We start from the raw sequence: 22166 nt of genomic DNA on the forward strand, positions 1-22166 counted from the left end.
AGTATATATAAGAACTGTAAAAAGTGGTTTAGATAGCCACTTTTTGCTATAATAGAGGCAGTAAAAATAAAGGAATGGTAAACGATGTCAAGACCAGAACTTTCTCTTTATGAACCATTGTATACACTAAAGGAAGTTGATCAAAATATCTGGATAGCAGATGGTGACTTGATACAAATGGACTTGAAGGTCTTCAAACTTCCTTTTCAGACACGTATGACAGTGATAAAGTTAAACGATGGAAAACTCTGGATTCATTCTCCTATTGCGCCAAATGAGGAGCTCTTTACTGAACTGGACGCTTTGGGCAAAGTCGCTTACCTAATTTCACCCAATAAGATTCACTACGCCTATATTGCAGATTGGAAAAAAAGATATCCTTATGCACAAGCATGGTCTAGTCCAGGAGTTGAAGAGAGAGCAAAAAGTCAGAATGTCATGGTGGAATTTGATGCTCCTTTAACTGATAAGGCACCTGACTTATGGTCTGATGAGATTGATCAACTTATTTTTAAGGGAAGTTCTGTCATCGAAGAGGTCGTATTTTTTCATAAATCGACTAAAACACTCATTGTAACGGACCTTATAGAGAATTTTGAACCAGAAAAGATAGCTAGTCCAATCCGAAGAAAAATTTATCGTTTAGCCCGTGTAACAGCCCCTGATGGGCAAACTCCTATCGATTATAGGATGACTTTTTTTAGAAGACAAATAGAGGCAAAGGTTTCCTTTTCCCGTATGTTAAACTGGAAACCGGATAAGATCATTCTTGCACATGGTTTATGCTTTTTTAAAAATGGTACGGATGAATTAAGACGTGCTTTTAGATGGATACGATAAAGGAGAGAAAGATGCAACATTCGTCTTGGCATGCTTTGATTAAGGAGCAATTACCTGAGGGCTATTTTGGGAAAATCAATCAATTTATGGAACAGGTCTATGCTCAGGGAACTGTTTATCCACCTAAGGAAAAAGTTTTTCAGGCTCTCTTGACTACACCACTTGAAGAAGTGAAGGTGGTGATTCTAGGGCAAGACCCCTATCACGGGCCAGGTCAAGCGCAGGGTTTGAGTTTTTCTGTACCTGACTCAATCCCAGCTCCGCCGTCCTTGCAAAACATTTTAAAAGAATTGTCAGATGATATCGGCGTTAAGAAATCACATGATTTGACGTCTTGGGCTGAGCAGGGAGTCTTACTTCTCAATGCTTGCTTGACGGTTCCTGCTGGGCAGGCCAATGGTCATGCTGGGCAGATATGGGAGCCATTTACAGATGCTGTGATTCAGGTGGTCAATAATCTAGATAGACCAGTAGTCTTTGTGCTCTGGGGCGCTTATGCACGCAAGAAGAAGGTCTTGGTTACCAATCCTCACCACTTAATTATCGAATCAGCCCATCCTAGTCCTTTATCGGTTTATAGAGGATTTTGGGGTTCCAAGCCTTTTTCCAAGGCCAATGCATTCTTAACAGAGATAGGACAAGAGCCAATCGATTGGCTTAGATAAGGAGAGAATATGCCTCAGTTAGCGACGATTTGCTACATTGATAACGGAAAAGAACTGCTCATGCTCCATCGCAATAAGAAGCCCAATGATGTCCACGAAGGTAAATGGATTGGTGTTGGTGGGAAGCTAGAGCGAGGTGAGACTCCTCAAGAATGCGCTGCGCGTGAAATCCTCGAAGAGACAGGTCTCAAAGCCAAGCCAGTACTTAAAGGTGTTATCACTTTTCCTGAATTTACGCCAGATTTAGACTGGTACACCTATGTTTTTAAGGTGACAGAGTTTGAGGGTGACTTGATTGACTGCAATGAGGGGACGCTGGAATGGGTTCCCTATGACGAGGTTTTGAGCAAGCCAACTTGGGAAGGTGACCACACCTTTGTTGAGTGGCTTTTAGAGGACAAACCCTTCTTTTCAGCCAAGTTTGTTTATGATGGGGATAAATTATTGGATACCCAAGTCGATTTCTATGAATAAAGGAGAAAGCAGATGCTACTTATCAAAAATGGTCGTGTAATGGATCCCAAGTCTGGTTTGGATCAAGTGTGTGATGTTTTAGTGCAAGATGGGAAAATTGTCAAGATTGCTCCCGAAATCAAGGAAGAAGGAGCAGAGCTAATTGATGCTACTGGTCTTGTAGTTGCGCCTGGACTAGTGGATATTCATGTTCATTTCCGTGAACCTGGTCAAACCCACAAGGAGGACATCCATACTGGGGCACTAGCGGCTGCTGCAGGTGGTTTTACAACGGTTGTCATGATGGCTAATACTAGTCCAACCATTTCGGACGTAGAGACTTTGAAAGAAGTTCTCCAGTCTGCTGCCAAGGAAAAGATTAACGTCAAGACAGTTGCGACTATTACCAAGAACTTTAATGGCCAAGACTTGACAGACTTTAAGGCTCTTTTAGAAGCTGGAGCCGTTGGTTTTTCAGATGATGGAATTCCGCTTGAAAGTAGTAAAGTGGTTAAGGAAGCAATGGTAGAAGCCAAAAAACTCAATACCTTTATCTGCCTTCATGAGGAAGATCCAGGTTTGAATGGAATTCTTGGCTTTAACGAAAACATCGCTAAAGAACATTTCCATATCTGTGGAGCGACAGGAGTGGCTGAGTACGCTATGATTGCGCGCGATGTTATGATTGCCTATGCAACCAAGGCCCATGTTCACATTCAGCATTTGTCTAAGGAAGAAAGTGTCAAGGTGGTGGAGTTTGCTCAAGGACTAGGTGCGCAGGTCACAGCAGAAGTAGCGCCACAGCATTTCTCTAAGACAGAAGCTCTTCTTTTAACTCAAGGAAGCAATGCCAAAATGAATCCTCCACTTCGTTTGGAGTCAGACCGTCGTGCCGTTATCGAAGGTCTCAAGTCAGGTGTTATCACAGTTATCGCAACGGACCACGCGCCTCACCATGCAGATGAGAAAAATGTTGAAGATATCACCAAAGCACCATCTGGTATGACAGGTTTGGAAACCTCTCTTTCTCTTGGTTTGACTTATTTGGTGGAAGCTGGTGAGTTGAGCTTGATGGAATTGCTAGAAAAAATGACTGTCAATCCAGCCAAGCTTTACAACTTTGAAGCAGGTTACTTGGCTGAGAATGGTCCAGCGGATATCACTATCTTTGACGCTAAGGCTGACCGCCTTGTGGACTCCCATTTTGCGTCAAAAGCAGCTAATTCCCCATTTATCGGTGAAACTTTAAAAGGGCAGGTTAAATATACCATCTGCAAGGGACAAATTGTCTACCAAAACTAGATGGGATTCTGCTCTAGAAACTATAAGAATAGAGAGCGTATATGTATCCAACCCATCAATTTAAAGACAAGTTTGTCTTATTTCTTAAGATATTTTTCCCTATTCTGATCTATCAATTTGCCAATTATTCTGCCTCTTTTGTTGATACAACCATGACTGGGCAGTACAATACCATGGACTTGGCGGGGGTGTCAACCGCAACGAGTCTATGGAATCCTTTCTTTACTTTTTTAACAGGGATTGTTTCGGCCATGGTTCCCATCATAGGCCATCATCTGGGACGGGGCAAAAAGGAAGAAGTAGCATCTGATTTTTACCAATTTATCTACTTGGCTTTCGGACTGTCTTTGGTCTTGCTTGGAATGGTAGTATTCTTAGCGCCACCTGTCTTAACCAACATCGGACTAGAAGCTCAAGTGGCGGCAGTTGCAGTTTCCTATCTTTGGTACCTGTCTATTGGAATTATTCCCTTGTTGCTGTTCAGTGTCATTCGCTCTTTGTTGGATTCTCTTGGATTGACCAAGCTATCTATGTACCTCATGCTCCTATTACTTCCGCTCAATAGTGGTTTTAACTATCTCTTGATATATGGAGCTTTCGGTTTCCCTGAGCTTGGTGGCGCAGGAGCAGGACTAGGAACTTCACTAGCCTATTGGGTTTTATTGGGGATTTCTATTCTTGTTTTATTCAAACAAGAAAGGTTAAAAGCGTTACATCTTGAAAAACGCATTCCACTAAATATAGATAAAATCAAGGAAGGTGTTCGATTAGGTCTACCAATCGGGGGAACCGTATTTGCTGAAGTAGCCATTTTCTCCGTGGTTGGACTAATCATGGCTAAGTTTTCATCGCTCATCATTGCCAGTCACCAGTCAGCTATGAATTTTTCGAGTCTCATGTATGCTTTTCCTATGAGTATTTCCTCTGCTATGGCGATTGTTGTGTCTTACGAGGTGGGGGCCAAACGTTTTGAGGATGCAAAAATCTATGCTCGTCTGGGGAGAGTAACCGCCCTTATTTTTGCAGGTCTTACCCTATCTTTTCTCTACATTTTTAGAGATCGTGTAGCAAGTCTATATGGGAATGACTCTCAGTTCATTGAAACAACTGCTGTATTTCTAACCTACAGTCTCTTTTTCCAGCTAGCTGATACCTTTGCGGCTCCGCTCCAAGGAATTTTAAGAGGGTATAAGGACACTATCGTTCCTTTCTATCTTGGCTTAATCGGATATTGGGGAGTAGCGATACCACTAGGATATCTACTAGATCAAGTAACTGACTTAGGGGCATTTGCCTACTGGATTGGGTTAATTGCCAGCTTGATTGTTTCTGGTTGTTTGTATCAATGGCGTTTGAAAACCGTAATGAAAAGATTGAGCTAATTTTAAGAAATTATCCTGAAAAAACAACTTTGTGAAAAAAAGCTCTAACTAGAGAGAATCCCTGTTTTAACAGGGATTTATTTTTTTATATTGTGAAATTTTATTAGCCATATACTTTGACAGTGTATACTAAAAAAGGTAAAATAGTAAGGTAAGAACAAAGTTAGAAAGGCAAGATTATGTCAACTTTAGATAAGAATCTTTTGCTAGAGATGTTCCGTAAGATGGAAGAAATCCGTCGCATGGACTTAAAAATTGCTCAGTTAGTGAAAAAGGGAAAAGTTCCCGGTATGACTCACTTTTCTGTCGGAGAGGAAGCTGCTAACGTCGGAGCAATGCTGGCTCTTAATCCAGATGATCTGATTACCTCAAATCACCGTGGACATGGACAGGCCATTGCTAAGGGGATTGACCTCAATGGAATGATGGCTGAAATCCTCGGGAAATACACTGGAACCTGTAAAGGAAAAGGTGGTTCTATGCATATCGCTGACCTGGATGCTGGTAACCTTGGTGCCAATGGTATCGTAGGTGGTGGTATGGGAATCGCTGTTGGTGCAGCCCTCAGTCAGCAAATGCAAAACACTGGAAAAATCGTCGTTTGCTTCTTTGGAGATGGTGCGACCAACGAAGGTGTCTTCCACGAAGCAGTCAACATGGCTTCTATTTGGAACTTGCCAGTTGTTTTCTACTGCATTAACAACGGTTATGGGATCTCTGCGGATATCAAGAAAATGACCAATGTAGAGCATATCCATCAACGTAGTGCGGCATATGGAATTCCTGGAATGTTTATCGAAGATGGGAACAACGTCATCGATGTCTATGAAGGATTTAAGAAAGCTGTAGATCATGTTCGTGGTGGCAATGGCCCAGTCTTGATCGAAAGTGTAACCTATCGCTGGCTTGGCCACTCATCATCTGACCCTGGTAAATATCGTACTCGTGAAGAAGTGGAATTGTGGAAACAAAAAGACCCAATCGAAAACCTTCGCAAATACCTCATTGAAAACAATATTGCAAGTGCAGAAGAATTGGAAGAAATTCAAGCACAAGTCAAGGAAGCAGTAGAAGCTTCTGTTAAATTTGCAGAAGAAAGCCCATTCCCACCACTAGAATCAGCATTTGAAGATATTTACGCAGACTAAGGAGAAAGAGATAAAAATGGAAACAAAAACAATGTCGTTCCGTGACACCATTATCCTTGCTATGTCTGAGGAAATGCGTCGCGATGAAAATGTATTCTTGATGGGAGAAGACGTCGGTGTCTTTGGAGGAGACTTCGGAACTTCTGTTGGAATGCTCGAAGAATTTGGTCCAGAACGTGTTCGTGACTGTCCGATTTCTGAAGCTGCTATCTCAGGTGCAGCAGCAGGAGCAGCCATGACAGGACTTCGTCCAATCGTCGATATGACCTTCATGGACTTCTCGGTCATTGCCATGGACAATATCGTCAACCAAGCTGCTAAAACACGTTACATGTTTGGTGGGAAAGGTCAGGTTCCAATGACTGTCCGATGTGCAGCTGGTAACGGAGTTGGTTCTGCAGCTCAGCACTCTCAGTCTCTAGAGTCTTGGTTCACACACATCCCAGGTCTTAAGGTTGTAGCTCCAGGTACACCTGCTGACATGAAAGGACTTCTCAAGTCTTCTATCCGTGATAACAACCCTGTTATCATCCTTGAATACAAGTCAGAATTTAACCAAAAAGGGGAAGTGCCAGTTGATCCAGACTATACAATCCCACTTGGGGTTGGGGAAATCAAACGCGAAGGTACAGATGTAACAGTCGTTACTTATGGAAAAATGCTTCGCCGTGTGGTTCAAGCTGCTGAAGAATTAGCAGAAGAGGGAATTTCAGTTGAAATTGTGGACCCACGTACCCTCGTTCCACTTGATAAGGATATCATCATTAACTCAGTGAAGAAGACTGGTAAGGTCGTTCTGGTCAACGACGCCCACAAAACAAGTGGCTATATCGGAGAGATTTCAGCTATTATTTCAGAATCAGAAGCATTTGATTATCTAGACGCACCAATCCGCCGTTGCGCCGGAGAAGATGTGCCAATGCCTTACGCACAAAATCTAGAAAATGCAATGATTCCAACAGTTGAAAGCATCAAAGATGCCATCCGTAAAACCTATAACAAAGAATAATCTTACATAAATTAAATTATGTAAGATTATAGAGATTTTTAACTTTAACAACTTGAGATACATTTCGTATCCAACTTATTTGTAAAGTTGTGACAGTTTTTTGACAAATTGATAATATTCGACAAAAAACTTAGTAAGTCTACAAGGTTGACCGCCTGATAGCGGCAACCGTAGTAATTTGAGACACGTTCCGTGTCCAAGTTACTTGTAGAGTTGAACACGGGCTAAAAGCTCGGAAAAAAGATAAATCTCCTTGGCTTCATCGAAGCCAGCGTCGATTTCCTATTTTTCAGTCGCTTTTGACGCCCTTAGTATCATGTAATTGAATTCGGACTGAGGTCTGTGAAAAAAAGATAGATTTCCTTGTGTTCATCGAACACATCGTCAATCTCCTATTTTTTCATTGCCCTCTTCGTCCTAAATATCTTAGTATAGAATTGGAGAGGTCATGGCTGATGACAAGCTAAGAGCGACTCCTGCGGCTAGAAAGTTAGCGAATGATCTAGGGATCAACCTCTACGACGTTTCTGGCTCAGGTGCAAACGGTCGTGTCCACAAAGAAGACGTGGAAACTTATAAAGACACAAATGTGGTTCGCATTTCGCCACTTGCAAAACGAATTGCCCTCGAACATAACATTGCTTGGCAGGAAATCCAAGGAACAGGTCATCGTGGTAAAATCATGAAGAAGGACGTTTTGGCCTTACTTCCTGAAAATATCGAAAACGATACTATCAAGTCTCCTGCTCAGATTGAAAAAGTGGAAGAAGTCCCAGACACTATCACTCCTTATGGTGAGATTGAGCGTATTCCAATGACACCAATGCGTAAGGTTATCGCGCAACGTATGGTTGAATCTTACCTAACTGCGCCAACTTTCACACTCAACTATGAAGTTGATATGACTGAAATGCTGGCCCTTCGTAAGAAGGTTCTTGATCCGATTATGGAAGCGACTGGTAAGAAGACTACTGTAACAGACCTTCTTTCACTCGCTGTTGTGAAAACATTGATGAAACACCCATACATCAACGCTTCATTGACAGAAGACGGCAAGACCATTATCACTCATAACTATGTCAACCTTGCGATGGCAGTTGGTATGGATAATGGATTGATGACACCTGTTGTCTATAATGCTGAAAAAATGAGTTTGTCAGAGTTGGTTGTTGCCTTTAAGGATGTAATTGGTCGTACCTTGGATGGTAAATTGGCTCCAAGCGAACTGCAAAATTCAACCTTCACAATTAGTAACTTGGGAATGTTTGGCGTTCAGTCCTTTGGTCCGATTATTAACCAACCAAACTCAGCTATCCTCGGGGTTAGCTCAACAGTTGAAAAACCTGTAGTTGTCAATGGTGAGATTGTCATTCGCCCTATCATGAGCCTTGGATTAACCATTGACCACCGTGTTGTAGATGGTATGGCTGGTGCTAAGTTTATGAAAGACTTGAAAACCTTAATTGAGAACCCAATCTCAATGTTGGTTTAAAAATACAGTATTTATTTTTAGAGATATAGATAAAGGAAGTAAGACATGGCCTTAGAAGTAATTATGCCAAAAGCCGGCGTGGATATGACAGAAGGACAAATCGTCCAATGGAATAAAAAAGTCGGAGAATTTGTAAAAGAAGGAGAAATCCTTTTGGAAATCATGACTGACAAAGTCAGCATGGAATTGGAAGCCGAAGAAGATGGATACTTGATTGCCATCCTCAAAGGAGATGGTGAAACTGTCCCTGTAACGGAAGTTATCGGTTACCTTGGTGAAGAAGGGGAAAACATCTCAACAGCTGGAGCGGCTGCTCCAGAAGCTAGCCCAGCGCCTGCAGTTAGTGCCTCAAACGACGATGGCAAGAGCGATGATGCCTTTGATATCGTTGTGATTGGTGGAGGTCCTGCTGGATATGTAGCAGCCATTAAAGCTGCCCAACTTGGTGGTAAGGTTGCCCTTGTTGAAAAATCTGAACTCGGTGGAACCTGCTTGAACCGTGGCTGTATTCCAACCAAGACCTACCTTCACAATGCTGAAATCATCGAAAACATCGGTCATGCAGCAAACCGTGGTATCGTCATCGAAAATCCAAACTTCACTGTTGATATGGACAAACTTTTAGAAACTAAATCTAAAGTTGTCAATACCTTGGTAGGTGGTGTTGCGGGCCTTCTTCGTAGCTACGGAGTTACTGTTCATAAGGGTGTTGGTACAATCACTAAAGACAAGAATGTCTTGGTAGATGATTCTGAATTGCTTGAAACCAAGAAAATCATCCTTGCTGGTGGTTCAAAAGTCAGCAAGATCAACGTTCCTGGTATGGAATCATCACTCGTGATGACAAGTGACGATATCCTTGAAATGAATGAAGTTCCAGAAAGCCTCGTAATCATCGGTGGTGGGGTTGTCGGTATCGAACTCGGTCAGGCCTTCATGACATTTGGTTCAAAAGTAACTGTTATCGAAATGATGGACCGTATCGTTCCAGCTATGGATGCGGAAGTTTCTAAGAATCTTCGCTTGATTTTGGAACGTAAAGGTATGACTATCTTGACAGGTACAAAATTGCAAGAAATCATCGAGGAAAATGGTCAACTTCGTATCAAGGTTGAAGGAAAAGATGATATCATCGCAAGCAAAGCTCTTCTTTCAATCGGTCGTGTACCAGACCTTGAAGGAATTGGCGATGTTGAGTTTGAATTGGACCGTGGACGCATCAAGGTCAATGAATACATGGAAACTTCTGTTCCAGGAATCTACGCACCAGGTGATATCAATGGTACTAAGATGTTGGCGCACGCAGCTTTCCGCATGGGTGAAGTTGCCGCTGAAAATGCCCTCAAAGGAAATCATGCTGTTGCCAAATTGAACTTGACTCCTGCAGCCATCTATACTCTTCCTGAAGTAGCAGCAGTAGGTCTAACTGAAGAACAAGCTCGTGAGAAATACGATGTTGCTATCGGTAAATTCAACTTTGCTGCGAACGGCCGTGCTATTGCATCAGATGCGGCTCAAGGTTTCGTAAAAGTCATTGCAGATAAGAAATACGGAGAAATCCTTGGTGTGCACATCATTGGTCCTGCAGCCGCAGAATTAATCAACGAGGCATCAAGCATTATCGAAATGGAAATCACTGTTGAGGAAATGCTGAAGACCATCCACGGACACCCAACCTACTCTGAAGTGATGTACGAAGCATTTGCGGATGTTCTAGGAATGGCTATCCATTCACCTAAGAAAAAATAAATAAGATTTTCAACTAAATTTTCTTAAAGTAGTACGGACGGCAGCGACCTCTATTAGAGTTCCATGCCTAAAAATTGAGCCTCTTGTCTCAATTTTTCCGAGAAATGTAACGATAACACGTTACATTTCTTTTTACCACTTTAGAAAATTTGATTGCTATGAACAGAATTTAAAAACTAAATTTTTGGAAATACTATGAAATACATTATCAATCATTCAAACGACACTGCTTTTAATATCGCCTTGGAAGAATATGCCTTTAAACACTTACTAGATGAGGATCAAATCTTCCTTCTTTGGATTAACAAACCTTCTATCATTGTTGGTCGTCACCAGAACACTATCGAAGAAATCAATCGTGATTATGTTCGCGAAAATGGTATTGAGGTAGTCCGCCGTATCAGTGGTGGTGGAGCTGTTTATCACGATTTAAATAACCTCAACTACACCATCATTTCAAAAGAAGATGAAAACAAGGCCTTTGACTTCAAGAGCTTTTCAACTCCAGTTATCAATACCTTAGCTCAACTAGGCGTTAAAGCTGAGTTCACAGGCCGTAACGACCTTGAAATTGATGGCAAGAAATTCTGTGGAAATGCCCAAGCCTATATCAATGGCCGTATCATGCACCACGGTTGCTTGCTCTTTGACGTTGATTTGTCAGTCCTTGCTAACGCCCTCAAGGTTTCAAAAGATAAATTTGAATCAAAAGGTGTGAAATCCGTCCGTGCCCGTGTAACCAATATTGTCAATGAATTGCCAGAAAAAATCACAGTTGAAGAATTCCGAGATTTGCTATTGGAATACATGAAAAAAGAGTACCCAGAGATGACTGAATACGTCTTTTCAGAAGAAGAAATGGCGGAAATCAATCGCATCAAGGATACCAAGTTCGCTACTTGGGACTGGAACTATGGTAAATCACCTGAATTTAACGTCCGTCGTGGAACAAAATTCACCAGTGGTAAGGTTGAAGTTTTTGCCAACGTCATTGAATCAAAAATCCAAGATATCAAGATTTATGGAGACTTCTTTGGTATCGAAGACGTTGTAGCTGTAGAAGATGTCCTTCGTGGTGTGAAATACGAACGCGAAGATGTTCTTAAAGCTCTAGAAACTATTGACATCACACGCTACTTTGCTGGAATTAGCCGTGAAGAAATCGCTGAAGCAGTAGTGGGGTAAAAAGAAAAGAAGCTGGTTATATAACCAGCTTCTTTTTTGAATATAAATTTACATAATTTATAATATGTAACAATCATAAACTATCTAAAGCATTCTTTTGTTCATCATTGACGATATGGGTATAGAGGTCAGTGACTTGTGTACTAGCGTGACCTAGCTGATGGCTAACCAAAACTTGCGATTTAGTAGCATCATAGAGCCTAGTCGCCAGGGTATGGCGTAGTTTGTGGGGAGTTACACGCACTTTGAAGTCCTCAGAGTACTTAGCAACCATTTTTTCAACACTGGAAGCATCGATACGATTGGGAACACCACGATATAAGGTCAGAAAGAGTGCTGTATCCGTCTTTTCCGTCTTATAACGTTGATTTCGAATGGCTAGATAATTCTCTAGGTAAGGCTTAGCAAAAGCAGCGACATTGACAGAATCACGTTTCCCCCCTTTTCGAGTGACATCAATGACCATCATTTTGAGATTAAGGTCTCTTAGGTCCAGGTTAACAGCTTCAGATAAGCGAACACCAGATGCCAAGAGAAGGGAAATAATGGCCAAATCACGTTCTTTATTCTTATTAAATGACGAGAGAGCGCGATTTGAGAGTTGTTGTGGGTACTCTTGGTCGATATAAGTCAGAAAACCTTCTGTTTCATCACCTAGAAAGAGTTTTTGCTTGATGTTTTCAGCTCTGGCAGCAAGTGTTTCTTTCTTTTTCTTGGTTGAAACTTTCTTCATTACATTACGATAGAAATAAGGCTCCCCTTGGTCGTTTTCAACTTCCTCTGTTAGATACTTATAAAGACTGGAAAGTGCTGACAAGGTGCGATTGATGGTTGTCTGAGAGACACCTTGCTTGGTTGTATTGGCATTCAGCAAAGGTCGTTCACGTAGATACAGGATAAAGGATTCCATATCTTTCTTAGACATATTTTCCAAGACTGATAAAGGAATGTCAGACATTTTATCAACATTTGAAATACCAGACTCCAAAAGCCAGCTGAAAAATCGATCGTATTCCTTGAGATATTCGTACAAGGTTGTAAAACTGTAGGGAACAGCAAGCTTGGATTGGTAGTATTCCAGAACATACCATGGCATGATTTGTTTTAGTTTGTCGATTCGTTCCAGTAAAATCTCACGTTTCATGTATTTTCTCCATAATTAAGTCTACTAGTAGTATAGCATAGACTCATATATTTTTCAAGAAAATTATAGTTTTTCGGAAAGATGATATAAGAAACTTTTAAAATATCTAACTTTATCCCATTCACTCTGAACCATTTTATTAAATTTCATCATACTTGAGTAACATATTAGGAATCTTTTCTTCAAGACTCTTGCGAACTTTTCCTCGTATTGCAGTGTCCATTTGGCTGTTTATGCTTGTGATAGTTGATTTGGTTTCTGTAGCAATTTTCTTAGCTGTCTTACTAAAGTTTTCTTTTAATTTATTTTTTGCTGTTATTGCTATCTTTGCTTCCGCAATGATTCGGTTTCTTTCCATCATTCGATACATTTGTTTCAGTGCATATTGATATTCTTCATCTGTGTAGTATTCATTCATTGGTGCTTGCATAATCTCTCCTTAGTTTGTGAAATTCTTCCTCTAATTCATTTCTTTTTTTGCGAAACTCGTTATCGTTTTTTTCTCTCTCATTTTCGAGTTTAATTCTATGTTCTCGGTATACTTGTTCCGAAAAGTGTCTCAGATTTTCTATTTCTGTAAAGTAGTCTCTAACATCATCAGCAGTTGATGAAAATTTTCTCAAGACTTGATACATTTTATCAACTTCATCAGACATCAGTTTTTCTAAATTTGCATTTCGTTCGTTTAAATCGAGTGCTTTATCATCGAGTTCTTTCTTTTGTTGATAATATTGTTCTTCTAGATTAAACAGTTCTCTCTCTTTCTCTCTAATTTCCTCCCATTTCACATCTTTTCTTTCCATTGTCTGAACTCCTTGGCAAATTGTGTGTCTGTTGCTACTGTTTTTTCAATGACATTCTGTAATTGTTTGTCTAACTGTTCAAATGCTTGGGCGGAAGCATTCATCTTAGTAGCTGTTTGATTTGTCTCTGTCTGAAACGTATCGATAAACTGTGCTTGAGTAATACCTTGACTAGCAAAAATGGCATCAACCTCATAGGGAGCTAATGCTGTGTAGCTTGTAAAATCGATTTTTGACCAAATTTCTTGTAATTCTTGATTGGCTTTTTTGGCTAAGGCGCTCACTTCATCAGCTCCAGTTCTTGCTGCTGTAGCCATAGATGATGATAGGATAGAACCTTGAGCTGCATCTAAGTATATTTCCTCAGAACTACTAATACCACCTGATGACCATTTTGATTTCAAGTCCTTGTAATGAGCCATTCCTCGGAGACTGTTGGCATAGGCTCGATAAACGCCACTGATTAAGGGTTTCCCTCCTTTGCCATCTACAAGTTGACCAGTTGCAGGATCAAACTCCCAGTCACCAATTTTATGACTCGAACCATCAAGCCAGTGAATCGTACTAGGCATAGAGTCAGTTATACCAGAATACCATTCAGGGTGATTGAAATCATTCCAACGTACTACGTCATCATGTTTTCTACGGTAATCAATAAACATAGCTGGATTATTTTCAATAAATGCTTTTTCTTCCAGTGTGAGCGCACCGTATTTAAACCAAGCATTAAATGTAGTTGTAGGTATGTGGTATTTAGCTCCCACCTTCAGCATGTAAGATCCTTGTGAATAGCCAGATAGTTGGCTAACTTCATATCTGGGATCATCCATAATTTCTTTAACAAATTGATCTGCAACCTTATATTGTGGTGATAAATACATTTTTTTTGCAATTATCGCACTATTGACATCACGTGAAACAAACATACTTTTATTCACAGGACTATCAGGGTCCGTTCCAGCAGCAATCACAGCTACATTTTTATAATCTGGTTTGCCGTTAACAATAGGTGCAACTGCCAGCCCATCAAAACCTGTTTCAATGTCAGACTTAGTGGCAACAACACGGAATTCTTGACCATCGGAGGTGGTTATAGTGTTGGTTTCATTTTCATTTTTTGGAATAGCTGTCACAAATTTCTTTTTATTTCTATCTGAAAATTCTTTATTAACACTATAAACAGCAAAATCTTGATTTAAATTATTCAATTGATTATCAGTATAATTAAATGTCATTATTGTTCTCCTGTTTCACCATTTGAATATTGCACTAATACAGTAGATTCTGTTTTACCAATGTGTTTTTTTAGTTTTAACCATTGTTGATTAATTTCTTCATCAGTATTTCCTTTCATAAGGCCATCGTGGTTTTCTTTATAAGTTAATCTGTGATTAATTCCATAAGTTATCATTTGATTATCACTGAACTTTATTTCAATATCACAAGACCATGATCCTGGTTTCTCACTATAATAAGGTTCCGTAATCTTAATCTCCTCAATCCCTTGGTAAGAATTTTTTAAAGCATTCACCAAACTAACTTCATACTCTCTATTCCGACGTTCCTCTTGAGACTTCCCTAACATGCTAAACATAAATATACCTCCTGCTGTGATAATTGCGAGTGACAAAACGATTAGTAATCTTTTGTGATTTTTTTTAGTGCTGGAATTGTTCATTTAAGCTTTTCTCCTTTTCTCTATTCTACTATAATTTAAAGATAAATAACAGTAGAATAGAGAAAATCAAGCCAAAACTATGAATAATGGTTTATAGCTTTTTCTTAATCTGTTTTTACTCATTATCATTTCCTCTTTTTCTCAGCATATTCAGCATTGACACTGTATACATTCTTCCCATGGTTTAATTCATTAAGTTGTTTTTCTGTATAATTAAATACCATTACTGTTCCCCTCTTTCTTTGTTAGAGTATGTAACCGTAACTGTATTAGTTGTTATTCCTTTTCTTCGGTTAAGAAAATCTCGCTGTCCATAAGTCATACGACCATTGTAATTTTCTATCTCATCTAAGTTATGTGGAATTCCATAGAATATTTTTTCCCCATCTTCAAACAAAATATCAACCTTACAAGACCAGTCACCAGGAGGGTTCGTATATGTTGGATTGGAAATTTTGATTTCTTCTATCCCTTCATATGAATTCTTTAAGGCATTAACCAGACTTACTTCATATTCTCTATTTCGACGTTCTTCTTGAGACTTCCCTAACAACCTAAACATAAAAATAGCTCCTGCTGTGATGGCTATGAGTAACAAAACGATTAGTAGTCTTATATATCTTTTTTTATTGCTGGAAATATTCATTTAAGCTTTTCTCCTTTTTCTCCTTGAAGACTTTTCGTTCACACTATAAACAGCATAATCTTGGTTTAAATTATTCATCAGTATAATGGAAATTCATCATAGTTCTCCTTGCTCGCTATCAGAATAAGTAATTCTCACTGACTTTAAAGTTTTCCCTCTATGAGTTTCTAAATACTGCCAATCTTCGTTTGTTTCTTGACGGCCACCATAATTGGTTTTATAGTTTAAATGATGATTAATTCCATATGAAAGAGTTCTTTCATCTTTAAATTTAATTTCGACATCACAAGACCACGAACCAGGAGGGCTTGTGTATTCTGGATTAGAAATTTTAATCTCTTCAATCCCTTCATAGGAATTCTTTAAGGCATTCACCAAACTAACTTCATACTCTCTATTACGATGTTCTTCTTGCGATTTTCCTAACAAACTAAACATAAAAATAGCTCCTGCTGTGATGGTTGCGAGTAACAAAATGATTAGTATTCTTGTATGACTTTTTTTAATTCCAGAATTATTCATTTATGCTTTTCTCCTTTTTCTTATTATACAATATTCTAATCATTCTTTACAAAGTAGGGGTAAAAATCATACTATATACTGAAAATTAGATTTCTAATTCTTAAAAAACCAAATCTTTTTTGATTTGGTTTTGAAGGTTTATATTTAATTTTATTTATACCGATTATACTCATCTTTTTTATGTATTACCATATAGCAGGATACCAAGATGATGAAGATTTTAAGCAGGTAGGTTTCAGATCGATCAGTGTCTATGGTTAGCTGAGACAAGACATTAATGATCGAATGTGTCATAACGCAAATCCAGAGATTCTTTGTTTTGTTATAAAGAGCTGAGAGTATGAAAGAATTCGTCAGCAATCCAAATAAAAACGGTAGAATTTGCAGTGTTGCAAGGGAACCATCTATGTAAAAGAACAACAAATGCCAAATTGCCCAGCTGAAAAAGGTTAGGATTGTTGAGTAAAAATATGGCAACTTTTCTTGTAAAATTGGTTGAAAGACATATCGCCATCCAATCTCTTCTATACCACCAAAGAAAATAAATTTGAAGAACATCAAAAATGGGAGATACCAGCTAAATTCTACTATTTTCCCACCAAACATTAGAAAAGAAAAATCAAGGACAATAAGGAAAAAAGATAATAAATAATGTTTGTAACTGGTATGAATGTTAAAAAAATCGTTTACAATCTTCTTAAAATGAATATGAAAATAGTGATTTGCAACAATTATTCCCCAAAGCGCTGAAGAAATCCCACCTAGAATGATTCCTAAAATAGTTAATAGATTGGAATGAATAGAAAAATGATTCAAGAGAAAGAAAAGGAGACAAACTGATATCATTTGGCTAAATGTGCCTAGCAAATATACCGCAATTGCCTTATTTCTTTTCATAGAGAATCCTTTCGATAATGTTTTGCGTAAAATAAATTATGTAAACAAAACTTACAACAACAAATCTTTGACTTTTCCAATTTCACTTTTTGGAATCACTAGGTGAATCATATCACCAAGATACATTCTAGTTGATCCGTTAACTGTTTGGCTTTTGCCATTATGGACTTGGGTGGTGATGAGTACGTTATGTGGCAAGTTGAGTTCGTGAACCTGTTTTCCTGCTATTTTATCTGATACAGGGATTTCAATGAGGGTGACTTCTCCTTCATCTGTCGCTTCTTCTGGCAGCATTTTTTCGAGCATGGCCTCATAGACTGGAGCACCCTTGAGTAGATCCATGACGATGTATGCCACCAATGTCACTAAGCCAAGTGGCATGAGGTTTCGAATGTCCCCTACCATCTCAGTTACGAGGATCATGGCAGTTAAGGGAGCCTTGGAAATTGCCCCAAAGTAGCCACTCATTCCTAAAATAACAAATATAGGAAATTGCTCCTGACTGACAAGTCCAATATTCACACAAATGACACCAACTAGGGCACCAAGTAAGGAACCAAGCGCCAAAATGGGTAGGAAAATTCCTCCTGGGAGGCCACTTCCATAACTAATCATACTCCAAACAAAGCGGATCAAAAAGTAAGCTAATAGAACTTGGAAACTAAAATTTTGCTCAGTTAAGGAAAGAACCAGCTGATTTCCACCACCAAGAATTTGTGGCAAGAAAATCCCGACTGGTATGATAAGGATAAAGGCTAGGATTGGATAATAAGCTCTATCCAAATGAATTTTTTGACCAATCCAGTCATAAATTCGACCAACATTGAGTACAGCTTTCTCATAGAGAAAACCAGAAAGCCCGAGAAAAACTCCCATAAGGAGGTAAATCCAATACTGGTCTAGGGTCATGAGAGGAATGTTGTCTGGCATATCCAGTACGGGTGTTAGGCCAAATATGAGTAGTGAGACAAAGTTTGCTACGAGACTGGCTGCTAGAGTTGAGACCCAAAAAAAGCGGGAAAAATGGTGATAGACTTCTTCTACAACAAAGAGGAGACCTGCAATTGGTGCATTAAAGGCAGCGGCTAAACCTGCAGCAGCTCCACTGGCAATCAGGGAACGTTCCTCTACTGGGCTAGATTTGAGCCACTTGGCAATACCTTTACCACCAACTGCTCCAAGTTGAATACTTGGCCCTTCTCGACCTAGCATGAGCCCACTGGCAATAGCAAGAATTCCTAATACATATTTCTTCCAGAGAACACTCCACCAGTTAAGAGTCATGAGTCCCTTTAGTTCGGCTTCGACTTGAGGAATTCCTGAACCCTTGATATCTTTTTCTGACCGAGTTAGTTTCGCACTAAGCCAGCAAACTATTACATAAAATAGACCAATGATAAAAAGATTGCGCACTAAGTGCGCTTGATCTTGATAGAGTCCTTGTATCAGATGGAAACCCTTTTCGATTAAGAAACGAAAGGATCCGACGATTAGCCCGACGACGAGTCCAACAATGATTCCTCGCCCAACTTGGGATAATATGGTGCTTGAGGCAAAGGCAAATTCTTTCTTGGAACTGAATGTTTCTGACTGTTCCTCCATAATCATTTCCTCTTACTTGTCTTTCTTAGTTGAAACCAGTGTTTTGACTGGTTCAAAACTGGTTCGGTGAATTGGGGTGACACCTAGTTTTTCTAGTCCTTTTAGGTGTTTAGCTGTTCCATAACCTGCATTAGCTGTAAAATCATATCCAGGATATTGCTGATCATATTCCTTCATCAATTCATCCCGTGTCACCTTGGCTACTATAGATGCAGCTGCGATTGAGAGAGAGTTGGCATCTCCTTTGATGATTGCTGTTTGGGGAATCGACAACTCCAGTTTCATGGCGTCTATCAAGAGGTGCTCAGGTTTCGGACTGACCTGGGAAATTGCTTCCTTCATGGCCAGCTTGGTTGCTTCATAGATATTGACTTGGTCAATGACCTGATTATCCATGATACCAATACCGATTGCCAAGGCTTGATCTTGAACAGCATGATAAATTTCCAAATGTTTCTTTTTGGGGATCTTCTTGCTATCGTTGAGGCCTCTAATCTTACAATTTTTCGGCAAGATAACGGCTGCAGCGACTACAGGTCCAGCAAGAGGACCACGGCCAACCTCGTCAACACCTGCAATTAGAGTCAATCCTTGCTTATAAAGTTCTTTTTCATAAGAAAGCATAGTTTCCAGGCGAAGGTCTTCATCCAGTTCAGCCTGAATGGCTTTTTTACGTTTGCTGATTTCCTTTTGAACCCCAGAACGAGGATCCTTTTCCAGTTCAAGAAAAAGGGGATTGTCTAATTCTTTGACAGTGGCAAGAAGTTCTTTGATTTCTTTAATCGTCGTCATCGATGTCGTCCAATGTATCTAAGGTGTAGTTACCGAGCTTTCCATCACGGACTTCCTTGACGAAGAGGCTGTAAAAGCGGTCGTAATCATCTCGGAAACCGAGAGCACGGGTCATATCCATGATGATAACAGGTGCTTCTTCTTCTATCTTCATTTGTTTGAAGCGTTCAGCTAGCTTTTCTGGATAATGTTTTTTGAAATAATTGAGACCAAAAATGGTCACTTCATCCATTGGGAGTAGTTGATCTTTAATTGCTCCAGTCAAGGCTAGTTTCAAAGCAACGGTTTCGTCTTCGAACTTAGGCCAGAGAATCCCTGGTGTGTCTAAAATTTCAAGGTCTTTGTTGGTTTTGAGCCACTGTTGCCCCTTAGTAACACCTGGTTTATTGCCGACAACTGCAATCTTTTTCCCAGCCAAACGGTTCATGAGAGTTGACTTACCAGCATTTGGAATTCCGATAATCATGGTCCGCAAGGTTTCGATCTTGATACCTCGTTCTTTCTGGCGTGCAATCTTATCAGCCATGAGCTTTTTAGCGGCATCCGTCACAACTTTTACAGTCACTTGCTCTTTGGAGTTGATAGCCAGAGTTTGGATTCCCTGTGATTCAAAATACTGACGCCATTCTTTGGTCATTGCTGGGTCTGCTAGGTCAGCCTTGTTCAAAATCAAGAGTTTAGGTTTATCACCTACAATCTTGGTTAACATAGGATTTTGACTAGATAAAGGTAGCCGAGCATCCACCAAAATCGTCACAAAATCAACAAATTTTAAATTCTCCTGAACTTGCCGCCGAGCCTTAGACATGTGGCCCGGAAACCATTGAATAGTAGCCATAATATTTTCCCCTTCCGACTAAAAAAAACGTAGTAAAAACGTTTTCTTTCTTACTACCTATTCTATCATAAATGAGGAACTTTTGCACAGGCTTTGACCACAATAAACGACAAATAGTATTGGTCCGAAACATCCTTGATGCCAGTCAGGATTTACTTGACTTTTTTTGCTAACAGGTATATACTTAGTGTATACTAATTCGTGGAGGTAGAGCAATGAATACAGTAAAGACTCGGAAGGTGGGGAATTCGCTCACTGTGACCATTCCTAAAAATTTGGGGATGACAGAAGGTCAAGAAATGGTCGTCTACAAAGGGATTGACGGAGTCATTGTCTTAGCTCCAAAACTGAAAGATCCTTTTGATGGGATTACTGATTTGAGAATGACAAATGATTTTGAAGGAGTAAGGTCACTTGATAGCGAAATCTGAGTATATTCCTGAAAAGCAGGATATCATTTGGCTGGACTTTGATCCATCAGTCGGTCGAGAAATCCAGAAACGGCGACCTGCCTTGGTAGTTTCTAGGAGAGAATATGCCTTGCAAACTGGTTTTGTGGCTGTCTGTCCTATCACTCACGGCCAACGTCGTTTGGCAGAAAAAGGCTTGCTCGTTCCTGTCTCGTCGGACAAGGTAGATGGCGCTGTCAATCCATTTCAACTGTATACCTTTGATTTTCGGATGCGTAATGCTCAAAAAATAACAAGAATGGACACGCAGTGTTTTCAGAAAGTCGTCCAACTTTACCAGTACATATTTGGTGATACTTAAATCCTACCATGCATAGACAAGGTAGGATTTTTTCTATATGAGTAACCTATCTAAAAACGGATGAAGACAATTGAGGAGAATCCCTCTAGTCCAACTTTCTTGTGCAGATGATAGATGTTCTGCCTGAAGGCATTCTTTTAGAAAATCGCGGACTTGTTCTGGTGCAATTTCAAACTCAAAGGCTTTCATCTTGTAGAAAAAATCGATGAGATGCTCAGATAAGTATTCATCTGAAAAGAGTACTTCTCCACTTTTTCGATATTCTAATAGAAGCCGAGAAAATCTGGCTTTTTCATCTGGTAAATTACGAAAATAGGAATTAAGAAGCCAAGTCTGCTTCTGCTTTCGTTCAATAGGATCTTGATTTGCAATCCGCTGATCTTTTTCCAGCTCTTTCTGGTTTTGTTTAGCCTTGATAGCCCGTTCTTCTCTATTCTTACCAAAGAGGATTTTTTCCCATTTTCGTTCTTCTTGGGTCAAGGTTTCTGTAAAGCCAAAGTAATCTTGATAGGCTCGTTCTGCAGGTCCCATGGCAAGAATGAGGTTGTCAGCGTATTGCTTGGCGATTTTATCTCTCTTCTTGCGTTCTTTCTCTGCTTGAATCCGTAGATGCTGCTCGTAGTCGATTTTCTCCTTGCCTAGTTTGACAAGGTAGAGTTGGTCATCGGTCTTACCAAGTAGAAAAGGTTTGATACACTTTTCCAGCACTTCTTCCATACGAGCCTTCTTATTTGGATCTGCCTTGGTCCAACTTCCACCTTGAAAGACTTCTAGGAAAAGCTGGTAATCTTTCTCAGGTGCGAATTGATTGCCACGATTGGCTTTGAAAACACCTTTCTCCCAAAACCATTTTAGAAGTCGTTCGTCAAAATCGCTTTTATTAACCTTGATTTTTTCCTTTTTCTGAGCCTTTCTGGTTAGATTTTCAACTTTTCTGAGTAGTTTTTCTTCCTCTTCTAGTTGCCGATCGAGGCTAATACGATGAAAATGGCGAACACAGTCGCTTCCGATAGGAAAAAGACGTTGGCCTGTGACTCCGTTAAAGAGTTCGTAGGCGTATTTTATGGCATTCCCGCAGACACAATTACTACGGCCAATGCCATTAAAGATCAAGGAAACTTCATTCCATTCCTTGGTAGCTTGATCCCAAGTATCGGCTTTTGAAGCCTGTAAAACCGCATCGTGCAGGGATTTTCTAACTGGAAGTGTCACGAGGTCTCCTTTCTAATACTCAATGAAAATTAAAGA

24 protein-coding genes are annotated in these 22166 nt (G+C 39.8%); 12 read left to right on the plus strand and 12 right to left on the minus strand.

Annotation, left to right across the window (positions count from 1 at the left end; all coding sequences use genetic code 11):
- Window positions 1-84 precede the first annotated feature (84 nt).
- The 10 genes from V470_04535 to V470_04580 all read left to right on the plus strand — a co-directional run bounded on the left by V470_04535 (window position 85) and on the right by V470_04580 (window position 11225).
- Entirely contained in the window at window positions 85-840 is a 756-nt protein-coding gene (locus tag V470_04535) for a hypothetical protein (protein ID AHZ47698.1), read from the plus strand.
- An 11-nt stretch (window positions 841-851) separates the two neighbouring features.
- Window positions 852-1505: a uracil-DNA glycosylase gene (locus V470_04540; protein AHZ47699.1), complete on the plus strand. Its 654-nt coding sequence runs from the start codon at window positions 852-854 to the stop codon at window positions 1503-1505.
- Between the two features lie 9 nt (window positions 1506-1514).
- Entirely contained in the window at window positions 1515-1979 is a 465-nt protein-coding gene (locus V470_04545; protein ID AHZ47700.1) for a DNA mismatch repair protein MutT, read from the plus strand.
- 12 nt (window positions 1980-1991) lie between these two features.
- On the plus strand, window positions 1992-3260 hold the full coding sequence (locus V470_04550; GenBank protein AHZ47701.1) for a dihydroorotase: 1269 nt from the start codon (window positions 1992-1994) through the stop codon (window positions 3258-3260).
- 41 nt (window positions 3261-3301) lie between these two features.
- On the plus strand, window positions 3302-4642 hold the full coding sequence (locus V470_04555) for a multidrug transporter MatE (protein AHZ47702.1): 1341 nt from the start codon (window positions 3302-3304) through the stop codon (window positions 4640-4642).
- Window positions 4643-4821: 179 nt separating this feature from the next.
- Window positions 4822-5790 carry a pyruvate dehydrogenase gene (locus tag V470_04560; GenBank protein AHZ47703.1) on the plus strand — a complete coding sequence of 323 codons (969 nt, stop codon included), beginning with the start codon at window positions 4822-4824 and terminating at the stop codon, window positions 5788-5790.
- Between the two features lie 16 nt (window positions 5791-5806).
- Window positions 5807-6799, plus strand: coding sequence for a pyruvate dehydrogenase (locus V470_04565; GenBank protein AHZ47704.1), 993 nt, complete (start codon window positions 5807-5809; stop codon window positions 6797-6799).
- 448 nt (window positions 6800-7247) lie between these two features.
- On the plus strand, window positions 7248-8291 hold the full coding sequence (locus V470_04570; GenBank protein ID AHZ47705.1) for a dihydrolipoamide acetyltransferase: 1044 nt from the start codon (window positions 7248-7250) through the stop codon (window positions 8289-8291).
- Between the two features lie 63 nt (window positions 8292-8354).
- Complete coding sequence (locus V470_04575) at window positions 8355-10040, plus strand: dihydrolipoyl dehydrogenase (GenBank protein AHZ47706.1); 1686 nt, start codon at window positions 8355-8357, stop codon at window positions 10038-10040.
- Window positions 10041-10235: 195 nt separating this feature from the next.
- Window positions 10236-11225 carry a lipoate--protein ligase gene (locus V470_04580; GenBank protein ID AHZ47707.1) on the plus strand — a complete coding sequence of 330 codons (990 nt, stop codon included), beginning with the start codon at window positions 10236-10238 and terminating at the stop codon, window positions 11223-11225.
- Window positions 11226-11298: 73 nt separating this feature from the next.
- Here the strand turns inward: V470_04580 and xerS are convergent, their stop codons facing one another.
- From xerS to rbgA, 11 genes are all read right to left on the minus strand, one after another.
- Entirely contained in the window at window positions 11299-12369 is a 1071-nt protein-coding gene (gene xerS / locus V470_04585) for a site-specific tyrosine recombinase XerS (GenBank protein AHZ47708.1), read from the minus strand.
- 139 nt (window positions 12370-12508) lie between these two features.
- A complete protein-coding gene (locus tag V470_04590) occupies window positions 12509-12799 on the minus strand; it encodes a hypothetical protein (GenBank protein ID AHZ47709.1) in 291 nt (96 codons plus the stop codon).
- A complete protein-coding gene (locus V470_04595; protein ID AHZ47710.1) occupies window positions 12780-13172 on the minus strand; it encodes a hypothetical protein in 393 nt (130 codons plus the stop codon). The genes V470_04590 and V470_04595 overlap by 20 nt, the downstream gene beginning before the upstream one ends.
- On the minus strand, window positions 13154-14407 hold the full coding sequence (locus tag V470_04600; GenBank protein ID AHZ47711.1) for a hypothetical protein: 1254 nt from the start codon (window positions 14405-14407) through the stop codon (window positions 13154-13156). The genes V470_04595 and V470_04600 overlap by 19 nt, the downstream gene beginning before the upstream one ends.
- A complete protein-coding gene (locus tag V470_04605; GenBank protein AHZ47712.1) occupies window positions 14407-14850 on the minus strand; it encodes a hypothetical protein in 444 nt (147 codons plus the stop codon). The genes V470_04600 and V470_04605 overlap by 1 nt, the downstream gene beginning before the upstream one ends.
- A 223-nt stretch (window positions 14851-15073) precedes the next feature.
- Window positions 15074-15496, minus strand: coding sequence for a hypothetical protein (locus tag V470_04615; protein ID AHZ47713.1), 423 nt, complete (start codon window positions 15494-15496; stop codon window positions 15074-15076).
- A gap of 96 nt (window positions 15497-15592) precedes the next feature.
- Window positions 15593-16018, minus strand: a complete 426-nt coding sequence (locus V470_04620) for a hypothetical protein (protein AHZ47714.1) — start codon at window positions 16016-16018, stop codon at window positions 15593-15595.
- 150 nt (window positions 16019-16168) lie between these two features.
- Window positions 16169-16915, minus strand: coding sequence for a CAAX protease (locus V470_04625; GenBank protein ID AHZ47715.1), 747 nt, complete (start codon window positions 16913-16915; stop codon window positions 16169-16171).
- 51 nt (window positions 16916-16966) lie between these two features.
- Complete coding sequence (locus tag V470_04630) at window positions 16967-18517, minus strand: ribonuclease HII (protein AHZ47716.1); 1551 nt, start codon at window positions 18515-18517, stop codon at window positions 16967-16969.
- Between the two features lie 12 nt (window positions 18518-18529).
- Window positions 18530-19309, minus strand: a complete 780-nt coding sequence (locus V470_04635; GenBank protein AHZ47717.1) for a ribonuclease HII — start codon at window positions 19307-19309, stop codon at window positions 18530-18532.
- Complete coding sequence (rbgA, locus tag V470_04640; GenBank protein AHZ47718.1) at window positions 19296-20147, minus strand: GTPase; 852 nt, start codon at window positions 20145-20147, stop codon at window positions 19296-19298. Before rbgA ends, V470_04635 begins: the two co-directional genes overlap by 14 nt.
- A 215-nt stretch (window positions 20148-20362) precedes the next feature.
- Here rbgA and V470_04645 point away from each other — a divergent pair, with 215 nt between their 5' ends.
- Both V470_04645 and V470_04650 read left to right on the plus strand, forming a co-directional pair.
- Entirely contained in the window at window positions 20363-20578 is a 216-nt protein-coding gene (locus V470_04645; GenBank protein ID AHZ47719.1) for an AbrB family transcriptional regulator, read from the plus strand.
- Window positions 20562-20918 carry a cell division protein gene (locus tag V470_04650; GenBank protein ID AHZ47720.1) on the plus strand — a complete coding sequence of 119 codons (357 nt, stop codon included), beginning with the start codon at window positions 20562-20564 and terminating at the stop codon, window positions 20916-20918. The genes V470_04645 and V470_04650 overlap by 17 nt, the downstream gene beginning before the upstream one ends.
- A gap of 33 nt (window positions 20919-20951) precedes the next feature.
- Here V470_04650 and V470_04655 read toward each other — a convergent pair whose 3' ends face one another.
- Window positions 20952-22130 (minus strand): hypothetical protein, encoded by a 1179-nt coding sequence (locus V470_04655; GenBank protein ID AHZ47721.1) that lies wholly within the window; start codon window positions 22128-22130, stop codon window positions 20952-20954.
- Window positions 22131-22166 lie beyond the last annotated feature (36 nt).

The organism is Streptococcus sp. VT 162, from assembly GCA_000688775.2.
GTDB lineage: Bacteria > Bacillota > Bacilli > Lactobacillales > Streptococcaceae > Streptococcus.